Below are 21,030 nucleotides of genomic sequence, written 5' to 3'. Positions count from 1 at the left end.
GATTGTTGCCTCACTCTCATGTCATGCCCGCGCAGGCGGGCATCCATCAGGCGGCGGCGCTTCACGTAGGGGGGTGCATGGGTCCCCGCCTACGCGGGGACGACCTCGTGTAGGTGAGACACTATCCTGAAGAACTGGTATTAGAGCCTGTATTCGAGGACGCAGGCGAGAACGAGCGCGGCCCCCCGCTCCAGCGTCGCGCTCCATCGCCGATACCTCGGCATCGGCTGGAGGAGTCGCTACGCTCCTCGATGCTTCGCACTCGCGCTCCTCGTAGCGGTCGGCCTCGCCGGGTCTCGGCTTCCCGCTCCTTCCCCAAACAGTTTCTCAATCGTCTCGGCCATCCGGTAGGTCCCTCGCCTTCGACGGCATCTGCGCTCGCATTGCCTCCGCGAACGCCTCGCCCTCGCGGATCGCTGCGTCAACGTCCTCGCGTTGGCTGTAGTAGTAGGCGAGGGCCGCATACGCGTCCGCGAGTGCCAGATCGTACTCCGAGGCGATCTCGTCGGCGCTCAGGCCGAGGCGCTCGCGCCAGGCGGCGATGTGCTGCAGGGCGATGCGCCGTCCGGCGATGCGCGGTCTGCCCTCAACCACGCCGGGGGCCTGCTCGATGCGGGGCCCAGAGTCTGCGCGGACATGGCGTTGAGCGTGAGTTGAGCGGAAAGACAGGCTCTTCGCGCCGCTACCGCTGGTCGAAGGCGTCAAGGGTGGAGCGGAAAAGCTGATTGAGCGGGCCGAGGACAGTCTCCGGGGTGCGTAGCCCGTCTGCCTCTTTTCCGAGCTTCTCCAACTCTGCTTCGACGAACGCGTGGATGGCTGGCAGACGCGGACCGCGCTCGGCTTCCAGCCCGACGCGCTTCTGGGCGATCAGGTCTACAATCTCTTCGGTCACAGCTGCATCGTCCAGCATCGCACGCACGAGCACCTCGAACTCCATCGGGACTGGGCCGCGCGCCTCGGCGATCCACCGGCACGCCAGGAGGGGCCGCAGCACGTAGAAGTACTTCTTGTGCTGGACCGTCTCGCCCCTCAGGTAGCTCCGGGCGTTGTTGCGCGCCATGCTGAGATAGTGGTAGAAGCAGGCGCGCGGCGCGTAGTGGGTCGGCAGCAGCGCCCGCATCTGCTCCGCTACCGGGCCGTCCTCGACATACACGAGTGGCGACTGCAGCCACTCCAGCAGCGGCGGGTTCGACTTCCGAAACAGCCCGAGCGCCTTCCTGAGGTCCCAGCCGCTGAGGTCCAGGTCGTCCGAGATCGGACGCTCGATGACGTCGCGCTTGCGCTCGGCGTCGATGGTGAGGTACCAGTCGCGGGGACGGACGTAGAGGAAGCGCACGTCGTAGTCGCTGTCGGCCGAGGCGAAGCCCCACGCCCGGCTCCCGGACTCGACGGCGTAGACAATCCACACCCGCTCTTCGCGCTCGATAGCTCGCAGCCGAGCGCGTATCGCCCGCTGCACCTCCGGCCCGACGGCCTCGCTTAGGGACTGCCTGCTCACGCCTCTGCCTGCCCTGGCTCGGCCTCGACAAGCTGCCCGCTGTTGTAGACCGCCCACGCTCGCCCGACCATCGGCGAGCCGACGAACGGGGTGTTCTTGCTCTTCGAGTGGATGTGCGCAGCCTCGAAGGTCCACTCGGTCTCGGCGTCGAAGATCGTGAGGTTGGCCGGCTCTCCCGCCTCGAGGGTCGGCTGCGCCAGCCGCAGAATCCGGCGCGGCTCGACGGTCAGCTTACGCACCGCCTCGGCGACCGTCAGCACGCCCGGCCGGATGAGCTCGCGCCCGACGAGGCCCCAGCACGTCTCCAGCCCGAGGATCCCGAACGGCGCGGCCGTGAACTCGACTTCCTTCTCGAAGCTCGCGTGCGGCGCGTGGTCGGTGCAGAGCACGTCGATCGTGCCATCCTTGAGGCCCTCTTTGAGCGCCGCCACGTCCTCCGCCGTGCGGAGCGGGGGATGCATCTTGGTGTGCGTGTCGAAGTCGGTGTCCTCGACGGCCTGGTCGGTGAGGGCGAGGTGGTGGGTGCAGACCTCGGCCGTCATCGGGACGCCGTCGGCTTTAGCCTGCCGGACGATGGCAACGGCCTTCGCGGTCGAGATGTGGCAGACGTGGACGTGCCCGCCGGTGAAGTCCGCGAGCATGGCGTCGCGGGCGATCATCACCTCCTCGGCGAGGGCTGGGATGCCGGGGACGCCGAGGCGCGTGGCGACGGCCCCCTCGTGCATGTGCCCGTGGGGGTTGAGTGTCAGGTCCTCCTCGTGCTGAAGGATCGGCGTGCCGAGCGTGCGGGCGTACTCGAGCGCCCGGCGCATCAGCCCCGCGTCCTGCACCGGGCTTCCGTCGTCGGAGAACGCGACGGCCCCGCCCGCAGCCATGTCGCCGAGTTCGGCGAGGTGCTCCCCGGCCCGGGCCTTCGAGACCGCGCCAATCGGGTAGACATCGACCGCCAGCCCGTCGGCGCGCTTGCGGACGAACTCGACCACGTCGCGGGTCGCAATCGGCGGCTCGGTGTTGGGCATGCAGGCGACGGCCGTGAACCCGCCGAAGGCGGCGGCGCGCGCGCCGGTCTCGATCGTCTCCTTGTGCTCTTGCCCCGGCTCGCGGAAGTGGACGTGCATGTCCATCCATCCCGGCGAGATCAGCTTACCGTTTGCGTCGTAGACCGCGACGCCGTCCTCGGCCTCGATCTCGCCTGCGATGCGGGCGATCTGGCTGCCGCGGATGAGGATATCGGCGCGGCGGGTGGCGCCGGAGTTGGGGTCGAGAAGGGTGCCGTGTTGGATCAGGAGGTCGGGCGTCATGGGGCGAGCAGGTCGGCGCGTGGGGCTCGAAGTTAACGCGCCCGCACGTCCTCACGCAGCCTATCTCCGTGCAGCCTGTGTGAGAGCGCAGCCCCCGTCTCGTCCGGGAGCGCCGGGCTCATTCTACCGGAGGGCTCGGGGCGACGGGGGCTCCGGGCGGGACGACCGTCGTGTCGCTCTCGGGGCCGTCCGAGCGCGGGGCCGCGCCTTCGTTCAGGCTGATGCTGCCGACCTCCGTCTCGACGGCAACCTCGGCTTCGCCGCGCCCGAGCCGTCCGCGGAACCGGTTGCCCGCCGCGTTGAGGGCGCGGTCCGTGAAGGCGAGGCCCTCGACGGCGATCGTGCCCGTCTGCGTCTGGGCGCTGACTTCGGCGCTCGCGCCGCCCGGCAGAGTGAGCGTGACGCTGCCGTTCCCGGTCTCGATCTGCACGTCGGCCTCGGCCGGAAGCGCAGCGAAGGCGGCTTCGATATCGCCCAACTCGGTCTGGACCGAGACCTCGCGGCCGCCGAGCCCGGTGGCCTCCACCGATCCGAGTTCGTTGAGCACGGCGACATCGCCCGCCGCGTCGGAGAGGCGAATGGTGCCCCGTTCGAGCGCCACGTTGAGCCGGGCTCCGCGCGGCACCTCGGCGACGACATCGATGCGCGCCCCCTCGACGCCGTTGCAGCGGAAGACGTACTGGTAGATCTCGTCGTCGCCCGCTTCGTCAATCGTGAGGCGCTCCAGGCGCGACTGCGCCGAGCCGAGCGTGGCCCCGCGTGCGATGCGCTCGATGCGGAGCCGTACCTCCTCGGCGTCGGTGCCGACGACCGAGAGCGAGCCGGTCTCCGAGTCGAGGACGAGGGTCCGGTCGCCGAGCCGGACGGCCCGCTCGGTCATGGCCCGCGCCTCCTCCCGGCCGAGGCGCAGCGTGCCGTCCTCGCCGCGCGTCACGTCGGAGTCGGACTGGCAGGCGGGCAGCGCGAAGAGAAGCAGGAGGCAGAGCCAGAGGGGGCGCATGAGGAGAAGGGCTTTCGGCTGTTGGCTTTCGGCTGTCAGTCCGACCACGAGAAGCTGAAAGCCCACGGCCTACGTCACGAGAGTTGGATACGCTTGACAAAGCGCCGGACGGCCATCCACGACCCGAGCCAGCCCAGCCCGATGCCTACGAGGACGACGGCGGCGAGGGTCCAGAGCGGCGAGCCGCCGGGCCAGCCCTGCGTCTGCGGGACGGCGCGCAGCAAAAATCCGTAGACCGGCCACACGAGTAGGCACGCGAGCGCCCCAGCTACCACGCCCTGCGCAATCCCCTCGACCAAGAACGGGCCCCGGATGAACCCATTCGTCGCCCCGACGAGTTTCATCGTGCGGATCAGCATCCGCCGGGCGTAGATCGTCAGCCGGACCGTGTTGGCGACGAGGAAGAGTGCCGCCGCGACGACGACGAGGCCGAGGCCGAGCGCGATCGGCAGGAAGACGCGGAGGTTGCGCTGCACCTTCGCCAGGAGGGGCTGGTTGTAGATCACCTCGTCCACCCGGTTCCACGTAGTGAACTGCCCGGCGAGGCCGCCGAGGCTGTCGGCGTTCGCCCAGTCCGGCTCTAGCTGGACGCGGAACGAGGCGGGGAGAAAGTTGTCCTCCGGCAGCGACCCGGCCTCCTCGCCGAACTCGCGGCGGAACTCGGCGATGGCGTCCTCGCGCGAGACGTAGACCACCTCGTCCACGCCGCGCGTGGCTTCGAGCTTGAGGCGGAGCGCGTTCGTGGCGCGCTCGTCGGCCGCGTTCGAGACGAAGACCTGCACCTCGCCGATCCGCTGCTTGAGCCAGTTCGTGACCTGCGCTCCCTGCCACGCCAGCAGTCCGAATACGGCGATCAGCACGAGCGCGACGGTGAGGGCGCTCGTCGCAGTCAGCGCGGCGAAGCGCGCCCGCCGGAAACCGGCAAGCCCTTCGCGGACGGTGTAGGAGAGGGGCATCGTGGCGGCGGAGTGGGGTGGGCAAAATACGGCGTGGAGGGAGGGACGGAGAATGAGGGCGTGGAGGGCGTGGAAGGAACGGAGGGATATCCAGACGGCGGGCACGGAGGTAGGGGGGTTAAGATTCCCCTCCCTTCTCTCCCTACCCTCCTCTCCCCACGCCCTGCCAACACCTACTCCTCCCGCAGCCGGATGCTGTCGGGCAGTTCGTCCGTGTCGTCGGGCTTGATGGCGACGCCCTTCTCTTCGAGTAACTGCCCGCACAAGCCGATGGCCTCGACGAGCCCGCCGGCGAGGTCGCCCTGCTTGATGCCGCGCCGGATGGTGTCCACGACCTCGATCCACTCCTCGGGGCTGACCTGCTCGTTGATGCCGGCGTCGCCGAGGACCTCGATGCGGTGCTCGAAGAGCGAGACGAAGAGAAGGATGCCGGTGCGGTCGCGCGTCGAGAAGACCTCCTCGTCCAGGAACGCGAGCGAGGCGCGGCGGTGGACGCGGCGGGCGAGCCGCGCTTCGCCCGCGAGGGCGCGCTTGACGGGAGCGACGGTGGCGAGGAGCGCCCCGGCGACGCCCGCGAGCGAGGCCAGGAGCGCGAGGCCCCAACTCGCGTAGAGCCAGCCCAGCCCCCACCCGTCGTAGACCTGCAGCACGAGGATGGCGACGAACATCGTCCCCATCGCCGCCACCGACGCCCCGCGCCAGACGGCGACCTCGTAGCGCCCGCTCCGCTCGACGAGATACGGGACGATCTCGCCGGAGGTCCGCCGCTCGGCCTCGGCGACGGCCGTGCGGATGCGGTCCCGGTCAGCGTCGGAGAGGGTGGGGGGCATGGCTTTTCGGAGCGGAAGCGGGGAAGACCGGAAGTGCGGAAGAATACGACGGCGGTGCGTCCCGAGACGCTTCCGCTCTTCCTTTCTTCCGCTCCTCCGAGCTTACTCAGGCAGCAGCACGACCTGCACGTAGCGCTCGGTGTCGAGGTAGGCCTGCGCCGCGCTGCGCACTGCGTCCGCGCTCAGGCCGTCGATGAGGTCGGTCCGGTCCACGAACCCCATCGGAGCCTCGCCGTGGCGGTAGGCTGCGCCGAGGGCCCCGAGCCAGGCTCCGTTGTCGCGGAGGGCGAGCTCCTGCGCCCGCCGGTCGCCCTCCTTGACCTTGCCGAGCACCTCGTCCGTCGGGCCGTCCGCCTTAAAGCGTTCGATCTCGGCGAAGACGGCGGCGGTCAGTTCGTCCACGCGCTCCGGGTCGCAGCCGAAGCCGACCGAGACGGAGTAGAGGCCGAGCATCCGGTCCACGCTCGCGTTCACGCCGACGCCGTAGACGCCGCCCCGGTCCTCGCGCAGTTCCTCGCGCAGCCGGATGCTGAGGGCGTCCTCGAGCGCGCCGAGGACAAACCGCTCGGCCCGCGCTGCAGTCCGCCGGGCTCCGAAGACCGAGTCTGCCACAGCCACCGTCCGGCCGTCGATCTCGACGGTGTCGTCGTAGTCGAGCGTGTCGAGCCGGACGCTGAGGGTGCCCGAGAACACGAGCTGCACCCGCGCCTTCGGCTCGATCCCGCGCCGGACGGTCTTGGCGACGACCCCGGCGGGCGGGCGGATGCCGAGGTCGCGCGGTGTTTCCTCGCGGCCGGCCCCGGGGAGGGTGGCGAGGTACTGCCGGACGAGCGGCTCCATCGCCTCGGGCGTGAACGCGCCGACGAAGACGAACGTGAAGTCGCTCGCGTCGCGGAACCGGTCGCGGTAGACGGCGAGCGCCTCGCCGAGTTCGACGGCGCCGAGCGTCTCGACCGTGAAGGGCCGGCGGCGCGGGTGGTGCTGGGCGAGCGTCACCTGGAGCGTGTCCGCGAAGGCGGCCTCGGGCTGGGCGCTGCGGTTCTGGAGCACGCCGCGGATCCGCTCGGTGTAGGCCACGAACGCCTCGGCGTCTTCGCGCGGCGCCGTCGCGTAGAGGTGGAGAAGCTGGAAGAGGGTTTCGAGGTCGTCCGGCGAGGCGCTGCCCGTGAACCCCTCCTCGCGGCTCCCGACGTAGGGCCGCACCCGCACCGCTTCGCCCGCGAGCTTCTTGTCGAGGGCAAGGGCGCTGAAGGCCCCGACGCCGCCGATGCTGACCACCGCCGACGCCTGCTCGGCCGAGCGGAACGCGGCGTCGGAGACGAGCGAGGTCCCGCCGGGGCTGAACGCGCTCACGAGCACCTCGTCGCTCTTGAAGTCCGTCGGCTTGAGGACGACGCGGACGCCGTTGGCGAGCTCCCACTCGGTGATCCCGCTGCCGTCCTGGTAGACCGAGACCGACGCAATCGCGCCCGGCGCGGGCGGCGAGGCCACGAGCGGCTCCGCCGACAGCGTTTCGGTGTACGGCTCGATGGTGCGGTCCTCGACGGCTTCGAACACGGCGCGCAACTCAGCCTCGGTCGGGACCGCTACGCCGTCGGCCTCGGGCGCGCTCACGAGGACGACGCGGTTGGCCTCGCCCGTCACCTCGCTGGCGAGCGCGTCGAGCTCCGCGAGTCCGATGGTTGGCAAGAGCACCTGGGCAAGCTCGTACTCGCGCTCGATACCCGGGGCAGGGTCGCCTTCGAGAAAGAGGCTGACGAGCGCGCCCGCGAACCGCCGCGAGTCGGTCGTCTCGCGCTCGTTGAAGGCGACTTCGAGTTCGCGGAGCAGGGCGGCCTTCGTGCGCTCAAGCTCCGAAGCGAGGAAGCCGTGCTGCCGGACGCGGGCGGCCTCGGTCAGAAGCGCGTCCAGCCCGCGCGGCACGCCGCCGTCGGCCACGACGGCCTGCACAAGGTAGAGGTCGGTCGGGCGGACGAACCCGGCCTTGCCGGTGAACGCGCCGAGGAAGGGCGCGCCGGGCTGCTGCGTCAGTTCGAAGAGGCGGGCGTTGAGCGTCCGGTTGTAGAGCCGGTCCACAAGGGTGCGGCGGTAGGCGGCCACGTCTCGCTCCCGGTCCGACGGCTCCTTGGTGAGCACCGCCACGCTCGTCTGCGTAAGCTCGGGGTCGGCCGCAATCGCGAAGCGCGTCTCGTCGTGCAGGGGCAGGTCGAACGTCGGGCGCGGCGCGGGATCAGGCGGATTCGACAGGCCGCCGAATGCGGCGCGGATCGTCTGCTCGATATCCGCCGGGTCGAAGTCGCCGACGGCGACGACCGCCATCAGGTCGGGTCGGTACCACGTTTCGTAGAACGTGCGGAGCCGCTCGTAGGGCGCGTTCTCGATCACCTCGGGCGTGCCGATGGGGAGGCGCTCGGCGTAGCGCGAGCCGCCGAAGAGGATCGGAAACTGCTTGTCGCGCACCCGCGACTGCGCCCCCTGCCCGAGTCGCCACTCTTCGAGTACCACCCCGCGCTCCTTGTCGATCTCCTCGCCTTCGAACGTGATGGCCGAGGCCCACTCCTTGAGCACGTCGAAGCCCGTAGCGAGCAGCCCCGCGCTGTCGGTCGAGACCTGGAGAAGGTAGACCGTCTCGTCGAACGAGGTGTAGGCGTTCAGGTCCGGCCCGAAGCGCATCCCGATGCCCTCGAGGTAGTCCACGAGCTCCTGCCGCTGGAAGCGCTCGGTCCCGTTGAAGGCCATGTGCTCGACGAAGTGTGCGAGGCCGCGCTGGTCCTCCTCTTCGAGCACGCTCCCGGCGTTCACCACGAGCCGGAGCTCGGCGCGGTTCTGGGGTTCGGCGTTGCGGCGGACGAAGTACGTCAGCCCGTTGGCGAGCGTACCCGTCCGCACCGCCGGGTCGAGGCCGAGCGGCTCGGCCAGAAGGGCTGGGTCTAGACCGACCGGGGGGTCAGGTGCTTCGGGTGCGACGCGCTCGGACGACGAGCAAGCGGCGAAGAAAAGCAGCGGGGCGAAGAGGAGGAGTGCGCGGCAAAGCATCGAAGAGCCGGGTGGTGGACTAAGGAGGCCAAGAAGCTACGACCGCCGAGGAACCACCCGGTTGCGGGGCGTGTGCTGCGAGCGGATGATGTGGGTCGGAGCCGGGCCTCGCGGGCCGTCCGAGAGGCCGGGTCGCACCGGTAAGCAACGGTTAGTTGGGAGGCAAAAAGACTAGACCTGAATGCTTATCTAGACTCAGTAGAAATAGAGTTATTTAGACTCAATATGACTTTGAATCCGCACGGATCCGGCAGGGCTTATCGGTGTAGCACTCGGCCAACCAACCAGACCCCACGCAGCCATGATTCCCGCTCAGTCCCAGTGCACCGCGTGCACCCACCTCGACCGCCAGGCCGCCCAGGAGCCCAACTGCGAGGCTTTCCCCTCGGGTATCCCCGACGAGATCTGGACCAACCAGGTGTCGCACACCGAGAGCTACCCTGGCGACGGCGGCATCTTCCTCGAACTGATCCCGCTCGACGTGTACAACCCCAACGTGCGCGGCGAAGCGTAGAAAGCACCTGCCTGGCAACGGGGCCGGCCTGCCGTGTGCGGGTCGGCCCCGTTTGGTGTTGGGGGGTAAAAAAAGGCCGGCCGCTCCGTGGGATGGAGCGGCCGGCCGAGCGCTTTGGGCTCAGGTCGCGCTGCGCGTTAGGCGACAGCGACTTCCCGGTACCCGTCTTCCTCCTCGCTGCGGATCTGCGCTGCAACGGTTAGCAGCACACCGTAGATCACCTTCGACGTGACGTCGGCGATGGTGTAGGTCATCGAGCGAGCGACGACAGCCGTGTCACCCTCCATGAGCGGGAGGAGGCCAACGCCGGAGGCACCCGTGCCACCGTCGAGCGCAATGAGGCTGCTCATGTCCGTGATGACCGGCATCAAGTAGGCACCGGGGTATAGCATCCACGAGACCAGGAATAGCGTCCAGATGCCGTCGATGACGCGGGCCGCACGCGGGGCCATGCCCTGCTGGCCTTCCTTGAGGATCTTGCGCATCAGGATGAGCACATGCACGAAGAACAGCGTCGAGATCGTCCCCCACACGAAGAACGCGGTCGCGTTGGAGACCTCGTAGTACTGCCCGACGTACCCGGTGAGGACCATCATCGAGCCCGAGAAGAAGAACTGGTTGCGGTAGGACGCGAACCGGTCCGGGGCGATGTTGATCACGAACAGGATCTGGAAGAGCAGCATCGGCACGTCGATGAGCCAGTTGAGGTACCGGTAGCCGTTGGTGAAGATGTTGGCCCCGTCGGCGCGGACGTACTGGTTGGCACCCTCGTCGAAGATGAACGCGGTCTGCCAGTTCTGCGCCTGCGCGTAGAGCAGCAGGAACGCCGAGACCATCACCACGACCGAGAGCACCGACGAGATGCGGTACTTGGGCGAGACGCTCTTGATGGTGAGGACGAAGTAGAACAGCCCGGCGAGCATGCAGGCATACCCCAGCGTGAGGATATGGGCCGTCATGTCGTAGGCCATCGGGTCGTACGAGAAGAAGTTCTCGAAGGGGACGTTGGGTAGCATAGAAGGGAGGGTGGATGGGTGATGAGGAAGAGGCTTGGGGGAGCCAGGATGTGCGAACCGGCGCGGAGCCCTTGTTAAACAGCGCGTCTCCTGACCTTAACCAAACTTACGAGTTCGGCATCTTTGAGTCAACCGAAATAGTGAAGGTTCCGCTTGAAGCACGTTTAGCGTAAACTAACACCTGTAATGTATAGTTCAAGACCTCCGGCCAGACCCCTGCGGTACGTAGTCAGCATGTGGATAGGTACTGTGCGGGAACGATTTGGCGAGTGGGTCCGAAGGCGAGCGCTGGGCCTGCATGGTCGCGGCATGGTCCACGGTAGGAGCGGTGATGCACGGATGGCTAATGCCCCGCACGCAGGTGCCGTCTCGCCTCAGCTACCCAGCGACCTGGACCTCAGCAGTCTCGGTGCGTCCGGGGAGGTCGGTGTCTGCGGCAATTTTGTGAACGTAGCGAGGGCCGCCCCGCGCGCTGCGAGGCGGCCCTCTGCTACTGCTTGCCACCTTCTGGAATCAGGTGCCGGCCGAGTAGTCGGTGGCGTAGGTCACCTGCTCGTCGGTGAGGCGGTCGATCTCCAGCCCCAGCGTCTCCAGCTTCACGCGCGCGATCTGCTGGTCGAGCTCCTCCGGCAGGTCGAGGACGGTGTTGTCCATCGTCTCGCCGGCCTCGTGGGCTTTGATCAGTTCGAGGTGGGCCTGGAACTGGTTGGCGAAGCTCATGTCCATCACCTCCGAGGGGTGCCCTTCGGCGGCGGCGAGGTTGACGAGGCGACCGTCGGCGAGGACGTAGATCTTCTTGCCGTTGTCGAGGGTGTACTCGCGGTTGTCGGTGCGGATCATCCGCGTGTCGCTCGACGCCTCGGCGAGCTCCTTGAGGTTGAGTTCCACGTCGTAGTGGCCCGTGTTGCAGACGATCGCGCCCTCCTTCATCGTGACGAAGTGCTCGCCGCGGATGACGTCCTTCATGCCGGTCGCGGTGACGAAGATGTCGCCCTCGCGCGCGGCCTGCTCCATCGTCATCACGCGGAAGCCGTCGAGCGTCGCCTTGAGCGCAGCCGTCGGCTTGACCTCGGTGATGATGACGTTGGCCCCCATCCCGGCCGCGCGCATCGCGACGCCGCGCCCGCAGTGGCCGTAGCCGGCGACGACGAAGTTCTTGCCCGCCACCAAGACCGACGAGGCGCGGAGGATGCCGTCGAGCGTGGACTGCCCGGTGCCGTAGACGTTGTCGAAGTCCCACTTCGTCTCGGCGTCGTTGACGGCGTAGACCGGGTAGCCGAGCTTGCCGTCGTCGGCCATCGCGCGGAGGCGGTGGACGCCGGTCGTGGTCTCCTCGGAGCCGCCGATGATGTCGGCCGCCTTCTCGGGGAAGGCCGAGTGGACGCGGAAGATGAGGTCGGCCCCGTCGTCGAGCGTCGTGTGGGGCGTCTTGTCGATCGTCCGGTCGATGCACCAGTAGAAGGCCTCGGTGTCCTGACCGTACCAGGCGTAGATCTCGACGCCGTCGCCGTCGCCTTTCGGCCCGGCAGCGAGGGCGGCCGCGACCTCGTCGTTGGTCGAGAGCGGGTTGCAGCCGCTCCAGGCGACCTCGGCCCCGCACGCCTTGAGCGTCTCGATGAGGACGGCGGTCTCCTTCGTGACGTGGAGGCAGCCGGTGATCTTGTAGCCCTCGAACGGCTTGCTCTGGGAGAACTCGTCGCGGAGCTTCATCAGCACCGGCATCCGGCTCTCGGCCCACTCGATCCGCATGCGGCCGGCGTCGGCGAGCGAGAGGTCGGCGACCTTGTAACGTCCTTCTTTGTGGTCCATAGTAGCTTCTGGGGTTGGGGTTCAGAGTCAGCCACGCCAAACGCGGGGCGAGGCCGTAGGTTCGGGATTGGCCGCTTCTTAACGCGGAATGTCGCGGCCCGTTGCCATGCTAGGCCAGGCTGCTGGCGGCCTGCCGGAGTGCCTCCGCGCCGTCCAGCTTCTCCCACGAAACGTCGGGGCGTCCGAAGTGTCCGTAGGCGGCTGTCGGCCGGTAGATCGGGCGGAGGAGGTCGAGGCGGCGGATGAGCGCCTGCGGGCGGAGGTCGAAGGTGTCGCGCACGGCGGCGACGAGCGCGGCGTCGGAGACGGCCCCGGTGCCGTAGGTCGTCACGTCGATCGAGACCGGCTCGGCGACGCCGATGGCGTAGGCGACCTGGACGAGGACTTCCTCGGCAAGCTCCGCCGCGACGATGTTCTTGGCGACGTGCCGGGCGGCGTAGGCCGCGCTCCGGTCCACCTTCGAGGGGTCCTTGCCGGAGAACGCGCCGCCGCCGTGAGCCCCCTTGCCGCCGTAGGTGTCGACGATGATCTTGCGCCCGGTCAGGCCCGTGTCCCCGTGCGGCCCGCCGACCACGAACCGGCCCGTCGGGTTGACGTGGAGAATGAGGTCGTCGTCGAGCAGGTCCGCCGGGAGGACGGCCGGGAGGAGGTGCTCGCGGATGTCGGCCTCGATCTGCCTCAGCGTCACGTCGTCGTCGTGCTGGGTCGAGAGGACGACGGTGTGGATGCGGCGGACGGTGCGGCGGTCGTCCTCGTACTCGACCGTGACCTGGCTCTTGGAGTCGGGCCGGAGGTAGGGCATCACCTCGCCCGCCTTGCGGATCCGGGCGAGCTCTTTGACGAGGCCGTGAGCGCAGACGAGCGCGAGCGGCATCATCTCCTCGGTCTCGTTCGTCGCGTAGCCGAACATCAGCCCCTGGTCGCCGGCGCCCTGGTCGTCGTGGAGGCCGGTGTCCTCGTCCACGCCCTGCGCGATGTCGCCGCTCTGCTCGTGGATCGTGACGAGGACGCCGCACGAGCGGGCGTCGAACCGGAGCGCGGGGTCGGTGTAGCCGATCTCCTCAATCGTCCGGCGCGCCACCTCCTGCACGTCGACGTAGGTCCCGCTCGTCACCTCGCCGGAGACGACCACGAGGCCCGTCGTGCAGAGCGTCTCGATGGCGCAGCGGCTGGCGGCGTCGCCTTCGAGGAACGCGTCGAGGAGGGCGTCGGAGATCTGGTCGGAGACTTTGTCCGGGTGCCCTTCGGAGACGGACTCGGACGTGAAGAGGTAGACCATGGCGCGCGGGAAAAGGGGGTTCGTAAAGAGCAGGCGAAAATAGCGCAGGCCGAGGGCGGCTCCAACTGCGAGGGTGCAACCCGTCCGAGCTACGCTCCGTTCTAACCGGAACTTCGCAGCGCGCGCGGCGGACCCTGACCGAGCAGATTGATTTCAAATGTGCTCCACCGTAGTTTTTCAAGGTCCGGGCGCGCCCGGCGACGTTTCCTCTCGCCCTCTCTACCCTCACCCCTTGCCAACATGGCTGACACCAAAGCCCGCGTCACCTCCATCATCGTCGAGAAGCTCGGCGTGGACGAAAGCGACATCACCGAATCCGCCTCCTTCCAGGACGACCTCGGCGCCGACTCCCTCGACACCGTCGAACTCATCATGGAGTTCGAGAAGGAGTTCAACATGACCATTCCCGACGAGGATGCCGAGAAGATCGCCACCGTCGGCGACGCCATCAACTACGTCGAAGCTAACCACACGGCGTAGCCTCTCCGTCGGCACGCTGCCGACGTGCCCGACCCTGCGGGGACGTGGAGAGCGGGCGACCCCGGGGCACCGCGCCCTCGGCTGCGCCGTCTCTCCCCGTCCCCGTTCTATGCGCTAGACTGCCGGCCCACCCATCTGCGCCGGTCGCCTCTGCCGACCCCCGCTTGCTATGGACCCCTTCCCCCCCGGCCGCCGCGTCGTCGTCACCGGCCTCGGCGCGCTCACCCCCATCGGCCTGACCGCTGCGACGTTCTGGGAGGCGATGATGCGCGGCGAGAGCGGCGCGGCCCCCATCACCCACTTCGACCCCGAGCCGTTCGCAACGACCTTCGCGTGCGAGCTCAAAGGCTTCGACGCGGCTGACCACCTCGACCGCAAGGAGGCCCGCCGCCTCGACGCCTTCTCGCAGTACGCCCTCGTCGCGGCGGACCAGGCCCTCGCCGATGCGGGCCTCGACGCGGCTTCGCTCTCGGAGGCGGAGAAGCAGAAAGTCGGCGTCGTCTTCGGGTCGGGGATCGGCGGGATGAAGCTGTTCCAGGACCAGGTGATCGAGTTCCACGAGAACGGCCCGCGCCGCCTCTCGCCGTTCTTCGTGCCCTACATGATCCTCGACATCGCGCCCGGCCTGATCGCCATGCGGCACGGCTTCCAGGGGCCGAACTACGCGACGGTCAGCGCGTGCGCGACGAGCAACAACGCCATCGGCGACGCCTTCATGCTGATCCGCAACGGCATGGCGAACACCGTCGTCTGCGGCGGTACCGAAGCGCCCGTCACCCGGATCGGCGTCGGCGGCTTCGCCGCGATGCGCGCGCTCTCGACCCGCAACGACGAGCCCGCGACGGCGAGCCGCCCGTTCGACGCGACGCGCGACGGGTTCGTGATGGGCGAGGGGGCTGGCGCGCTCGTGCTCGAAAGCCTGGAGCGCGCCACCGAGCGCGGCGCGACCATCTACGCCGAGCTGACCGGCTTCGGGATGAGCGCCGACGCCTACCACATCTCGGCCCCCCACCCCGAGGGGGCCGGCGCGCGCCTCGCCATGCAGATGGCGCTCGACACGAGCGGCATCGAGGCCGGGGACGTGGACTACCTCAACATGCACGGCACCTCGACCCCGCTCGGCGACGTGGCCGAGACCGAGGCGATTAAGAAGGTGTTCGGCGAGCACGCCTACGCGATGAACCTCTCGTCCACCAAGAGCATGACCGGCCACCTCCTCGGGGCCGCCGGGGCCATCGAGGCGATTGCGTCGATCTACGCCGTGCAGCACAACCGCATCCCGCCGACGATCAACTTCGAGCACCCGGACGAGCGCTGCGACCTCGACTACACGTTCAACGAGCCGGTCGAGCGCGAGGTCACCGTCGCCGTCTCCAACGCCTTCGGCTTCGGCGGTCACAACACGACACTCGTCTTCCGCAAGTTCGAAGGGTAAGGGCGACGCATGCGTCGCCCCTACGCCTCCGTCCAGACGGCGAGCTCGTTCCCGCTCGGGTCGGCGAAGTGGAAGCGGCGGCCGCCGGGGAAGTCGAACGGCTCTTTGGTGACCGTCCCGCCCGCCGCCCGGACGGCACCGAGGCTGGCCTCCAGGTCGTTGGAGTAGAGGATCACGAGCGGCCCGCCGGTCCGCAGGGCGTCGGTCTCTTCCATTCCGCCCACCTCGCCGTCGGTGCCCTGGATGCCGGCGTAGGCCGGGCCGTAGTCGGTAAACTGCCAGCCAAAGGCGTCGCGGTAAAACCGTTTCGCCTCGGCGAGGTCGCGGACGGCGAACTCGGTGTAGTCGATGGTGTGGTGCCTGGGCATCGGAGGTACGTTCAGCGACCTAATGCTTCGGCGATCTCGGCCTGGGTTTGCCCGATGAAGTCGGCGGTCGGCACGGCGCCGCGGTCACCCTCGCCGTGGCGGCGGACGCCGACGGTGCCAGCCTCCTCTTCCTTCGCGCCGACGATCAGCATGTAGGGCGTCTTCGCCACTTCGGCGTCGCGGATCTTGCGGCCCACTTTCTCGCTCCGGTCGTCGAGCTCGGCTCGGAGACCGGCGGCGCGAAGCTGGTCGAGGACGGTCCGGCCGTAGTCGTTGAAGGCGTCCGAGACGGGGAGAATCTTGACCTGCGTCGGGGCGAGCCAGACGGGGAAGTCGCCGCCGGTGTGCTCGATGAGCACGCCGATGAAGCGCTCCAGGCTTCCGAACGGGGCGCGGTGGATCATCACCGGCCGGACGCGGTCGTCGTTCTCGTCGACGTAGGTCAGGTCGAAGCGCTCGGGGAGGTTGTAGTCGAGCTGGACGGTCCCGAGTTGCCACGCGCGGCCGAGGGCGTCCTTGACCATGAAGTCGAGCTTCGGCCCGTAGAAGGCGGCCTCGCCCTCCTCCTCGACCGCCTCCAGGCCAACCTCAGCCGCGGCTTCCCGGATGGCCTGCTCGGCAGCGTCCCACTGCGCCGGGTCGCCGATGTACTTGTCGGTGTTGGCCGGGTCGCGGAGCGAGACTTGCGCCGTGAAGTCCGTGAAGTCGAGCGCGCGGAGCACGGTCAGGGTCAGGTCGATGACGTCCTTGAACTCGCCCTTGACCTGGTCGGGCGTGCAGAAGATGTGGCCGTCGTCCTGGGTGAAGCCGCGGACGCGCGTGAGGCCGCCCAGCTCGCCCGACTGCTCGTAGCGGTAGACCGTCCCGAACTCCACGAGCCGGACCGGGAGGTCGCGGTAGGAGTGCGGCGTGTGGTCGTAGATCTGGACGTGGTGCGGGCAGTTCATCGGCTTGAGGAGGTAGCCCTCCTCGTCCTCGTGGCCCTCGCGCGAGCGCTCGGACGGGTGCTCGCCGTGGGGGAGCGCCGCGCCGCCGCGCTCCAGCATCGGCGGGAACTGGCTGTCGGCGTAGTACGGGTAGTGCCCGCTCGTGCGGAAGAGGTCGAGCCGCCCGATGTGCGGGGTGACGACCGGCTCGTAGCCGCGGCGGAGCTGCTCGGCCTTGAGGAAGTCGATGAGCGTCTCGCGGAGGACAGCGCCTTTCGGGAGCCACATCGGCAGGCCCGGCCCGACGCGGTTCGAGAACATGAACAGGCCAAGCTCGCGTCCGAGTTTGCGGTGGTCGCGCTGCCGGGCGAGTTCGAGTTTTTCGAGGTGCTCCTCCAGCATCGAAAGCTTCGGGAAGCTGACGCCGTAGATGCGCGTGAGCTGTGGGCGCGACTCGTCGCCGCGCCAGTACGCCCCCGCGATGCTCAGCAGCTTGGGGTACTTGATCGGCTTCGTGCTCGGGATGTGCGGCCCGCGGCAGAGGTCGACGAAGTTGCCCTGCCGGTAGAACGTGATCGTCCCGTCCTCCAGCTCCTCGATCAGTTCGAGCTTGTAGGCGTCGCCCTTCTCGCCGAAGTAGTCGAGCGCCTCCTGCTTCGAGACGGCGCGGCGCTCGTAGCGGTTGTCCTCCTTCGCGAGCGCCTTCATCTTCGCCTCGATCGCCTCGAGATCTTCGGGCGAGAGCGTGTCGATGTCCGTCCGGCTGAGGTCGACGTCGTAGTAGAACCCGTTGTCGATGGCCGGGCCGATGCCGAACTGCACGCCGGGGTGGAGCGCTTCGAGCGCCTCGGCCATGAGGTGGGCCGTCGAGTGCCAGAAGGCCCCCTTGCCCTCGTCCGAGTCCCAGGTCAGGATCGAGACCGTCGCGCCGTCTGGGAGCGGGCGGTGGAGGTCGCGCACCTCGCCGTCGACGCGGACGGCGAGCGCGGCGCGGGCGAGGCCGGGCGAGATGGCCTGGGCGAGGTCGTGACCGCTGCTGCCGTCGGGGAGGTCGCGGACGGAACCGTCGGGGAGGGTAATCTGCATAGCACGCTGCGAAGAGTGGAAGCCGCAACGATACGCGCGCAGCGCCCGGCGGAGCGGTGAAGTGCTATTCAAATCGAAAGCGGAGGTGGGCACCTGCTCTCGCAGCCCTTCAGCATCTCCATGAGCGGACACTCAGGCGGGCGGTTGGAGGAAGCGGTGGCGCAGCGGTACGTGCACCAGGGCCCCACTCCGCGACGTCAGGACGACGGCGTCCTCCTCGCCGAGCGCGTGGACCTCGGCGACGTGGTCGAACTGGACCGGGACGCGGGCGACGGCGCTGATGCAGGCGACGTGGAACGGACCGCCCCTCAGCGTGACGGTCGTGGCAAGCCCCTGCTCCGAGAGCGGGTTGGGCGCGGCCGACTCGGCGAGCCCGAAGTGGAAATACGACGTGACCTCTTCCAGCCCCAGCACGCTGGTGTGCCGCCCGTTCCAGGGCGGGTAGTGCCGCCCGCCGTTCGAGACCCACAGGATCGTCTGGCGCAGCACGCGCGGGTCCTTCAGGGTGAACCAGACGAAGCCTTCGTCGGGGAAGGTGACTGCAGTCCAGGCAAACGGCAGCACCGGGTCGGAAGCGAGGAGCACGAGGTCTTCGTAGCCGCGCCGAGCCGGGTAGCGGCTGAGGTCGGCGTGGACACCGGTCGTCGTCGGGACGGCGTCGAGGGCGTCGAAGGTGGTGCCGGGGGCGAGGACCGAGTAGCCGCCCTGCTCGGGGCGCTCCACGGGCACCGGGGAGGTCTGCCCGAGCACGAAGGGACTGGTAGCGACCAGACCGCTGCCCTCGGCTTCGGGAAACTTCAGCATGGCGTGGTGGCCGAGGCTCATCGGGCCTACCATGCCGGTGACGGTGTGGCGCTGGTAGAGCGCAGCATGCCCGTCCACGAGCGTGACGTTTTTACGGACTCGCCCCACGCGCACAGTCGTGTCGAGGTGGAGGTGGAGCGAGACGGCGTCGCCCTCGCGGCGCAGGTCGTCGAACGTCCACGTCTCGTTGGCCGCCTCGCCGTGCGGCGGGTGGGCCTCGTCCCCGGACGGTTCGGCGTTGCCGCCGAACGGGAGGCAGAAGAAGTCTCCCCGGAGCACGCGCAGCATCGGGGGGAGCGCTGCCGTCGCCGCGTCTTCGGCCCAGGGTGCGACGGCATAGGGCCGCACGTTGCGCTCGCCGAGCCGGAACGTCGTCGGGCCGAGGTGGCCTCCCTGCCGGGTGACGAACGTCTCGACGCCGTGGTTGCCGATCCGCCACGAGGGCTGGCCGTGTACGGTCTGGAGAGGCGGTGGAGCAATGTCATGCATCGGCGCGAGGGGAGGAGAGGTCAGGGGGTACGGCGGCAGGCGAGCGGAGCGCCGCGCACGCCGGCCTCGATCCGCGTCAGGTGCCACCGGCCGAGATTGGCCGCGAAGAGATGCTCGAAGTTGGGGCCGCCGAAAGCCACGTTGGTCGGGTTGCCCAGCGTGTGCGCCTCCCAGTCGTCTAGGAACACCTCGGGGGCACTCCCGCCGGGAGGGACGCGGTAGATGCGCGACGGCGCGTAGCAGGAGACGTACAGGTTGCCCTCGGCATCGAAAGCCAGACCGTCTGGCACGGTCTCGGGGAGCACGACTATTTCGCTACGTGCTCCCGCCGTACCGTCCTCCAGAATCTCGACGCGCTCGACGCCGGGCAGCCACGAGCACACGACGTAGAGCGCCTGCTCGTCAGGAGCCAGGGCGAGGCCGTTGGCGAAGTTGAACGGCCCGGCATGCCAGACCCGTCCGCGCCCGCTTGCATCGAAGGCGAGGACGCGCCCGCTGACGTCGCGGAAGGCTCCGCTGTCGGAGACGTAGAGGGTGCCGTCCGAGGCGAAGGCAGGGAAGTTGGGGATGCTAAACGGCGCGCCGTCCTCGGGCCCCCGGGCGAACTCGGTCAGCGCATGCGTGGCGAGGTCGAGGTGCCAGACGCACTGCTTCTTCAGGTCGCAGGCGGCCAGCCACGAGGCGTCGGGGCTGAAGGCGATCCCGAGCACAAAGCCGCCCGTGTTGACAATCTCTTCGGCGTGCGTCCCGTCGGCGTCGAGCCGGTAGATCTGCCCGGCCTCGCCGCCGGCCCACACCGAGCCGTCCGGGTGGACCGCGACGCACTCCGGGTGGTCGAGGCCGTCGTAGAAGACCGAGGCGCGGTCGAGGGAGAGGACAGGCATGGGGTTGGGAGTACGGGTGGCTGGGAGGCCGGGGGAGGAGGCCAGCGCGCTCTGCAAGTTTCTGCGCCCAGACTCCCATCCTCCCACACTCAAGGAGGCGAAGCCGACGGAACAGCCCAGTCGGTCTTCGGCCACAGGTTGAACCAGCGGGGGCGGTGCGGGTCACGGTCGTAGGGGTACGGGCCGAGCTTCTCGTAGAGGGCGGCGTACTCGGCGAGCTTGTCGCGGTCGAGCGTGACGCCGAGGCCAGGGCTGGTGGGGACGGCAATGTGGCCGTCTTCGTAGGCTAGCTTGCCGCCTGCAATCACGTCGTCGGTGAGGTGGTGGTAGTGCGCGTCGGCGGCGAAGTGGAGGTTGGGGAGGGCGGCCCCGAGGTGCAGCATCGTGGCGAGCTGGATGCCCAGTTCGCCCGACGAGTGGACGGCCACGCCGAGCTGGAACGTGCTGCACACGACGCCCGCCTTCCACGCCTGCCGCAGCCCGCCCCAGAACGTCGTGTCGAGCAGAACCACGTCCACCGCGTTCGTGCGAATCGACGCGGCGAGTTGCTCGAAGTTGGTGACGACGGTGTTGGTCGCGGTCGGGATGCAGACGGCCTCGCGGACGCGCCGCATGCCCTCCAGGCCCCACGTCGGGTCCTCGAAGTAGTCGTTGTGCAGGTCCTCGATGGCCCGCCCGACGCGGATGCTCTCCTCGACCGACCACGCTGCGTTGGGGTCGATGCGGAGGCGGTGGCCGGGAAGCGCCTCGGCGAGGGCGCGGAAGACCTCGATCTCGTGGTCCGGCGCGAACACGCCCGCCTTCAGTTTGTGGGTCGTGAAGCCGTAGCGCTCGGCGAGGGCGCGGGCGTGGCGCACCATGCGCTCGGGCGAGTCCTCGCCGCCGTGCCCGTTCGTCTCGGCAGGGTAGCGGAAGAAGAGGTACGACGCGAACGGCACCCGCTCGCGGAGCGCCCCGCCGAGCAGGTCGCACGCCCGGACGCCGAGCTTCTGGCCGATCAGGTCGATGCAGGCGAACTCAACGGCGGCGTGGAGCTGGACGCGGTTGTTGTAGAGCGAGGCCGTCGGGTTGCAGAGCTTCCAGTAGAGCGCTTCGAGCTGCATCGGGTCATGCCCGAGGAGGTACGGTTTCAGCCCGGCGAACGCGGCCTCGGCCGACTCGCCCCCGCCGCCCATCTCGCCCAGCCCGATCAGTCCTTCGTCGGTTTCTACCTCGACAATCGTGCGGACGAAGCGGCCCCAGTGCGCACCGTTGGCATGGCGAAGCGGGGCTTCGAGCGGGACGGTGACGGTTGTGGCGCGGAGGTCGGTGATCTTCAT

18 protein-coding genes are annotated in these 21,030 nt (G+C 68.8%); 3 read left to right on the top strand and 15 right to left on the bottom strand.

Annotation, left to right across the window (positions count from 1 at the left end):
• Positions 1-327: 327 nt before the first annotated feature.
• From AAGI91_03645 to AAGI91_03615, 7 genes are all read right to left on the bottom strand, one after another.
• Positions 328-612: a DUF433 domain-containing protein gene (locus tag AAGI91_03645; protein ID MEM1041701.1), complete on the bottom strand. Its 285-nt coding sequence runs from the start codon at positions 610-612 to the stop codon at positions 328-330.
• 70 nt (positions 613-682) lie between these two features.
• Positions 683-1,498, bottom strand: a complete 816-nt coding sequence (locus AAGI91_03640) for a nucleotidyltransferase domain-containing protein (protein ID MEM1041700.1) — start codon at positions 1,496-1,498, stop codon at positions 683-685.
• Positions 1,495-2,799 carry a dihydroorotase gene (locus AAGI91_03635; GenBank protein MEM1041699.1) on the bottom strand — a complete coding sequence of 435 codons (1,305 nt, stop codon included), beginning with the start codon at positions 2,797-2,799 and terminating at the stop codon, positions 1,495-1,497. The genes AAGI91_03640 and AAGI91_03635 overlap by 4 nt, the downstream gene beginning before the upstream one ends.
• 118 nt (positions 2,800-2,917) lie before the next feature.
• Positions 2,918-3,799, bottom strand: coding sequence for a DUF4097 family beta strand repeat-containing protein (locus AAGI91_03630; GenBank protein MEM1041698.1), 882 nt, complete (start codon positions 3,797-3,799; stop codon positions 2,918-2,920).
• A gap of 74 nt (positions 3,800-3,873) precedes the next feature.
• Entirely contained in the window at positions 3,874-4,755 is an 882-nt protein-coding gene (locus AAGI91_03625; protein MEM1041697.1) for a permease-like cell division protein FtsX, read from the bottom strand.
• Between the two features lie 173 nt (positions 4,756-4,928).
• Positions 4,929-5,585, bottom strand: coding sequence for a hypothetical protein (locus AAGI91_03620; protein ID MEM1041696.1), 657 nt, complete (start codon positions 5,583-5,585; stop codon positions 4,929-4,931).
• A gap of 102 nt (positions 5,586-5,687) precedes the next feature.
• Complete coding sequence (locus AAGI91_03615) at positions 5,688-8,621, bottom strand: insulinase family protein (GenBank protein MEM1041695.1); 2,934 nt, start codon at positions 8,619-8,621, stop codon at positions 5,688-5,690.
• A gap of 301 nt (positions 8,622-8,922) precedes the next feature.
• On the opposite strand from AAGI91_03615, the gene AAGI91_03610 reads away from it, so the two are divergent.
• Positions 8,923-9,135 carry a hypothetical protein gene (locus AAGI91_03610; GenBank protein ID MEM1041694.1) on the top strand — a complete coding sequence of 71 codons (213 nt, stop codon included), beginning with the start codon at positions 8,923-8,925 and terminating at the stop codon, positions 9,133-9,135.
• 137 nt (positions 9,136-9,272) lie between these two features.
• On the opposite strand, the gene AAGI91_03605 is transcribed toward AAGI91_03610, so the two are convergent.
• The 3 genes from AAGI91_03605 to metK all read right to left on the bottom strand — a co-directional run bounded on the left by AAGI91_03605 (position 9,273) and on the right by metK (position 13,239).
• Positions 9,273-10,151: a bacteriorhodopsin gene (locus AAGI91_03605; GenBank protein ID MEM1041693.1), complete on the bottom strand. Its 879-nt coding sequence runs from the start codon at positions 10,149-10,151 to the stop codon at positions 9,273-9,275.
• 513 nt (positions 10,152-10,664) lie between these two features.
• The gene (locus AAGI91_03600; GenBank protein ID MEM1041692.1) at positions 10,665-11,960 is read right to left on the bottom strand and encodes an adenosylhomocysteinase; all 1,296 of its coding nucleotides are present in this window, start codon (positions 11,958-11,960) and stop codon (positions 10,665-10,667) included.
• 109 nt (positions 11,961-12,069) lie between these two features.
• Positions 12,070-13,239, bottom strand: a complete 1,170-nt coding sequence (metK, locus tag AAGI91_03595; protein ID MEM1041691.1) for a methionine adenosyltransferase — start codon at positions 13,237-13,239, stop codon at positions 12,070-12,072.
• Positions 13,240-13,479: 240 nt separating this feature from the next.
• Here metK and AAGI91_03590 point away from each other — a divergent pair, with 240 nt between their 5' ends.
• Together AAGI91_03590 and fabF are read left to right on the top strand one after the other, a co-directional pair.
• Positions 13,480-13,719 carry an acyl carrier protein gene (locus AAGI91_03590; protein MEM1041690.1) on the top strand — a complete coding sequence of 80 codons (240 nt, stop codon included), beginning with the start codon at positions 13,480-13,482 and terminating at the stop codon, positions 13,717-13,719.
• Positions 13,720-13,888: 169 nt separating this feature from the next.
• A complete protein-coding gene (gene fabF / locus AAGI91_03585) occupies positions 13,889-15,154 on the top strand; it encodes a beta-ketoacyl-ACP synthase II (protein MEM1041689.1) in 1,266 nt (421 codons plus the stop codon).
• 20 nt (positions 15,155-15,174) lie between these two features.
• Here the strand turns inward: fabF and AAGI91_03580 are convergent, their stop codons facing one another.
• From AAGI91_03580 to AAGI91_03560, 5 genes are all read right to left on the bottom strand, one after another.
• A complete protein-coding gene (locus AAGI91_03580) occupies positions 15,175-15,522 on the bottom strand; it encodes a VOC family protein (GenBank protein ID MEM1041688.1) in 348 nt (115 codons plus the stop codon).
• Between the two features lie 11 nt (positions 15,523-15,533).
• A complete protein-coding gene (gene thrS / locus AAGI91_03575; GenBank protein ID MEM1041687.1) occupies positions 15,534-17,534 on the bottom strand; it encodes a threonine--tRNA ligase in 2,001 nt (666 codons plus the stop codon).
• A 132-nt stretch (positions 17,535-17,666) separates the two neighbouring features.
• A complete protein-coding gene (locus tag AAGI91_03570; protein MEM1041686.1) occupies positions 17,667-18,827 on the bottom strand; it encodes a hypothetical protein in 1,161 nt (386 codons plus the stop codon).
• A 20-nt stretch (positions 18,828-18,847) separates the two neighbouring features.
• Positions 18,848-19,711, bottom strand: a complete 864-nt coding sequence (locus tag AAGI91_03565; protein MEM1041685.1) for an SMP-30/gluconolactonase/LRE family protein — start codon at positions 19,709-19,711, stop codon at positions 18,848-18,850.
• Positions 19,712-19,800: 89 nt separating this feature from the next.
• A complete protein-coding gene (locus AAGI91_03560) occupies positions 19,801-21,030 on the bottom strand; it encodes an enolase C-terminal domain-like protein (GenBank protein ID MEM1041684.1) in 1,230 nt (409 codons plus the stop codon).

The organism is Bacteroidota bacterium (assembly GCA_038746285.1).
Taxonomy (GTDB): Bacteria; Bacteroidota; Rhodothermia; order Rhodothermales; family JANQRZ01; genus JANQRZ01.
This window is presented reverse-complemented; position numbering and strand designations above follow the sequence as displayed.

What these genes read in the sequence shown, in the direction of transcription:
- AAGI91_03610 (MEM1041694.1), top strand. Translation starts at nt 8,923, where the DNA reads ATGATTCCCGCTCAGTCCCAGTGCACCGCGTGCACCCACCTCGACCGC.
- AAGI91_03615 (MEM1041695.1), bottom strand. Translation starts at nt 8,621, where the DNA reads ATGCTTTGCCGCGCACTCCTCCTCTTCGCCCCGCTGCTTTTCTTCGCC.
- fabF (MEM1041689.1), top strand. Translation starts at nt 13,889, where the DNA reads ATGGACCCCTTCCCCCCCGGCCGCCGCGTCGTCGTCACCGGCCTCGGC.
- thrS (MEM1041687.1), bottom strand. Translation starts at nt 17,534, where the DNA reads ATGCAGATTACCCTCCCCGACGGTTCCGTCCGCGACCTCCCCGACGGC.
- AAGI91_03600 (MEM1041692.1), bottom strand. Translation starts at nt 11,960, where the DNA reads ATGGACCACAAAGAAGGACGTTACAAGGTCGCCGACCTCTCGCTCGCC.
- AAGI91_03625 (MEM1041697.1), bottom strand. Translation starts at nt 4,755, where the DNA reads ATGCCCCTCTCCTACACCGTCCGCGAAGGGCTTGCCGGTTTCCGGCGG.
- AAGI91_03570 (MEM1041686.1), bottom strand. Translation starts at nt 18,827, where the DNA reads ATGCATGACATTGCTCCACCGCCTCTCCAGACCGTACACGGCCAGCCC.
- AAGI91_03590 (MEM1041690.1), top strand. Translation starts at nt 13,480, where the DNA reads ATGGCTGACACCAAAGCCCGCGTCACCTCCATCATCGTCGAGAAGCTC.
- AAGI91_03565 (MEM1041685.1), bottom strand. Translation starts at nt 19,711, where the DNA reads ATGCCTGTCCTCTCCCTCGACCGCGCCTCGGTCTTCTACGACGGCCTC.
- AAGI91_03630 (MEM1041698.1), bottom strand. Translation starts at nt 3,799, where the DNA reads ATGCGCCCCCTCTGGCTCTGCCTCCTGCTTCTCTTCGCGCTGCCCGCC.
- AAGI91_03635 (MEM1041699.1), bottom strand. Translation starts at nt 2,799, where the DNA reads ATGACGCCCGACCTCCTGATCCAACACGGCACCCTTCTCGACCCCAAC.
- metK (MEM1041691.1), bottom strand. Translation starts at nt 13,239, where the DNA reads ATGGTCTACCTCTTCACGTCCGAGTCCGTCTCCGAAGGGCACCCGGAC.
- AAGI91_03620 (MEM1041696.1), bottom strand. Translation starts at nt 5,585, where the DNA reads ATGCCCCCCACCCTCTCCGACGCTGACCGGGACCGCATCCGCACGGCC.
- AAGI91_03560 (MEM1041684.1), bottom strand. Translation starts at nt 21,030, where the DNA reads ATGAAGATCACCGACCTCCGCGCCACAACCGTCACCGTCCCGCTCGAA.
- AAGI91_03580 (MEM1041688.1), bottom strand. Translation starts at nt 15,522, where the DNA reads ATGCCCAGGCACCACACCATCGACTACACCGAGTTCGCCGTCCGCGAC.
- AAGI91_03605 (MEM1041693.1), bottom strand. Translation starts at nt 10,151, where the DNA reads ATGCTACCCAACGTCCCCTTCGAGAACTTCTTCTCGTACGACCCGATG.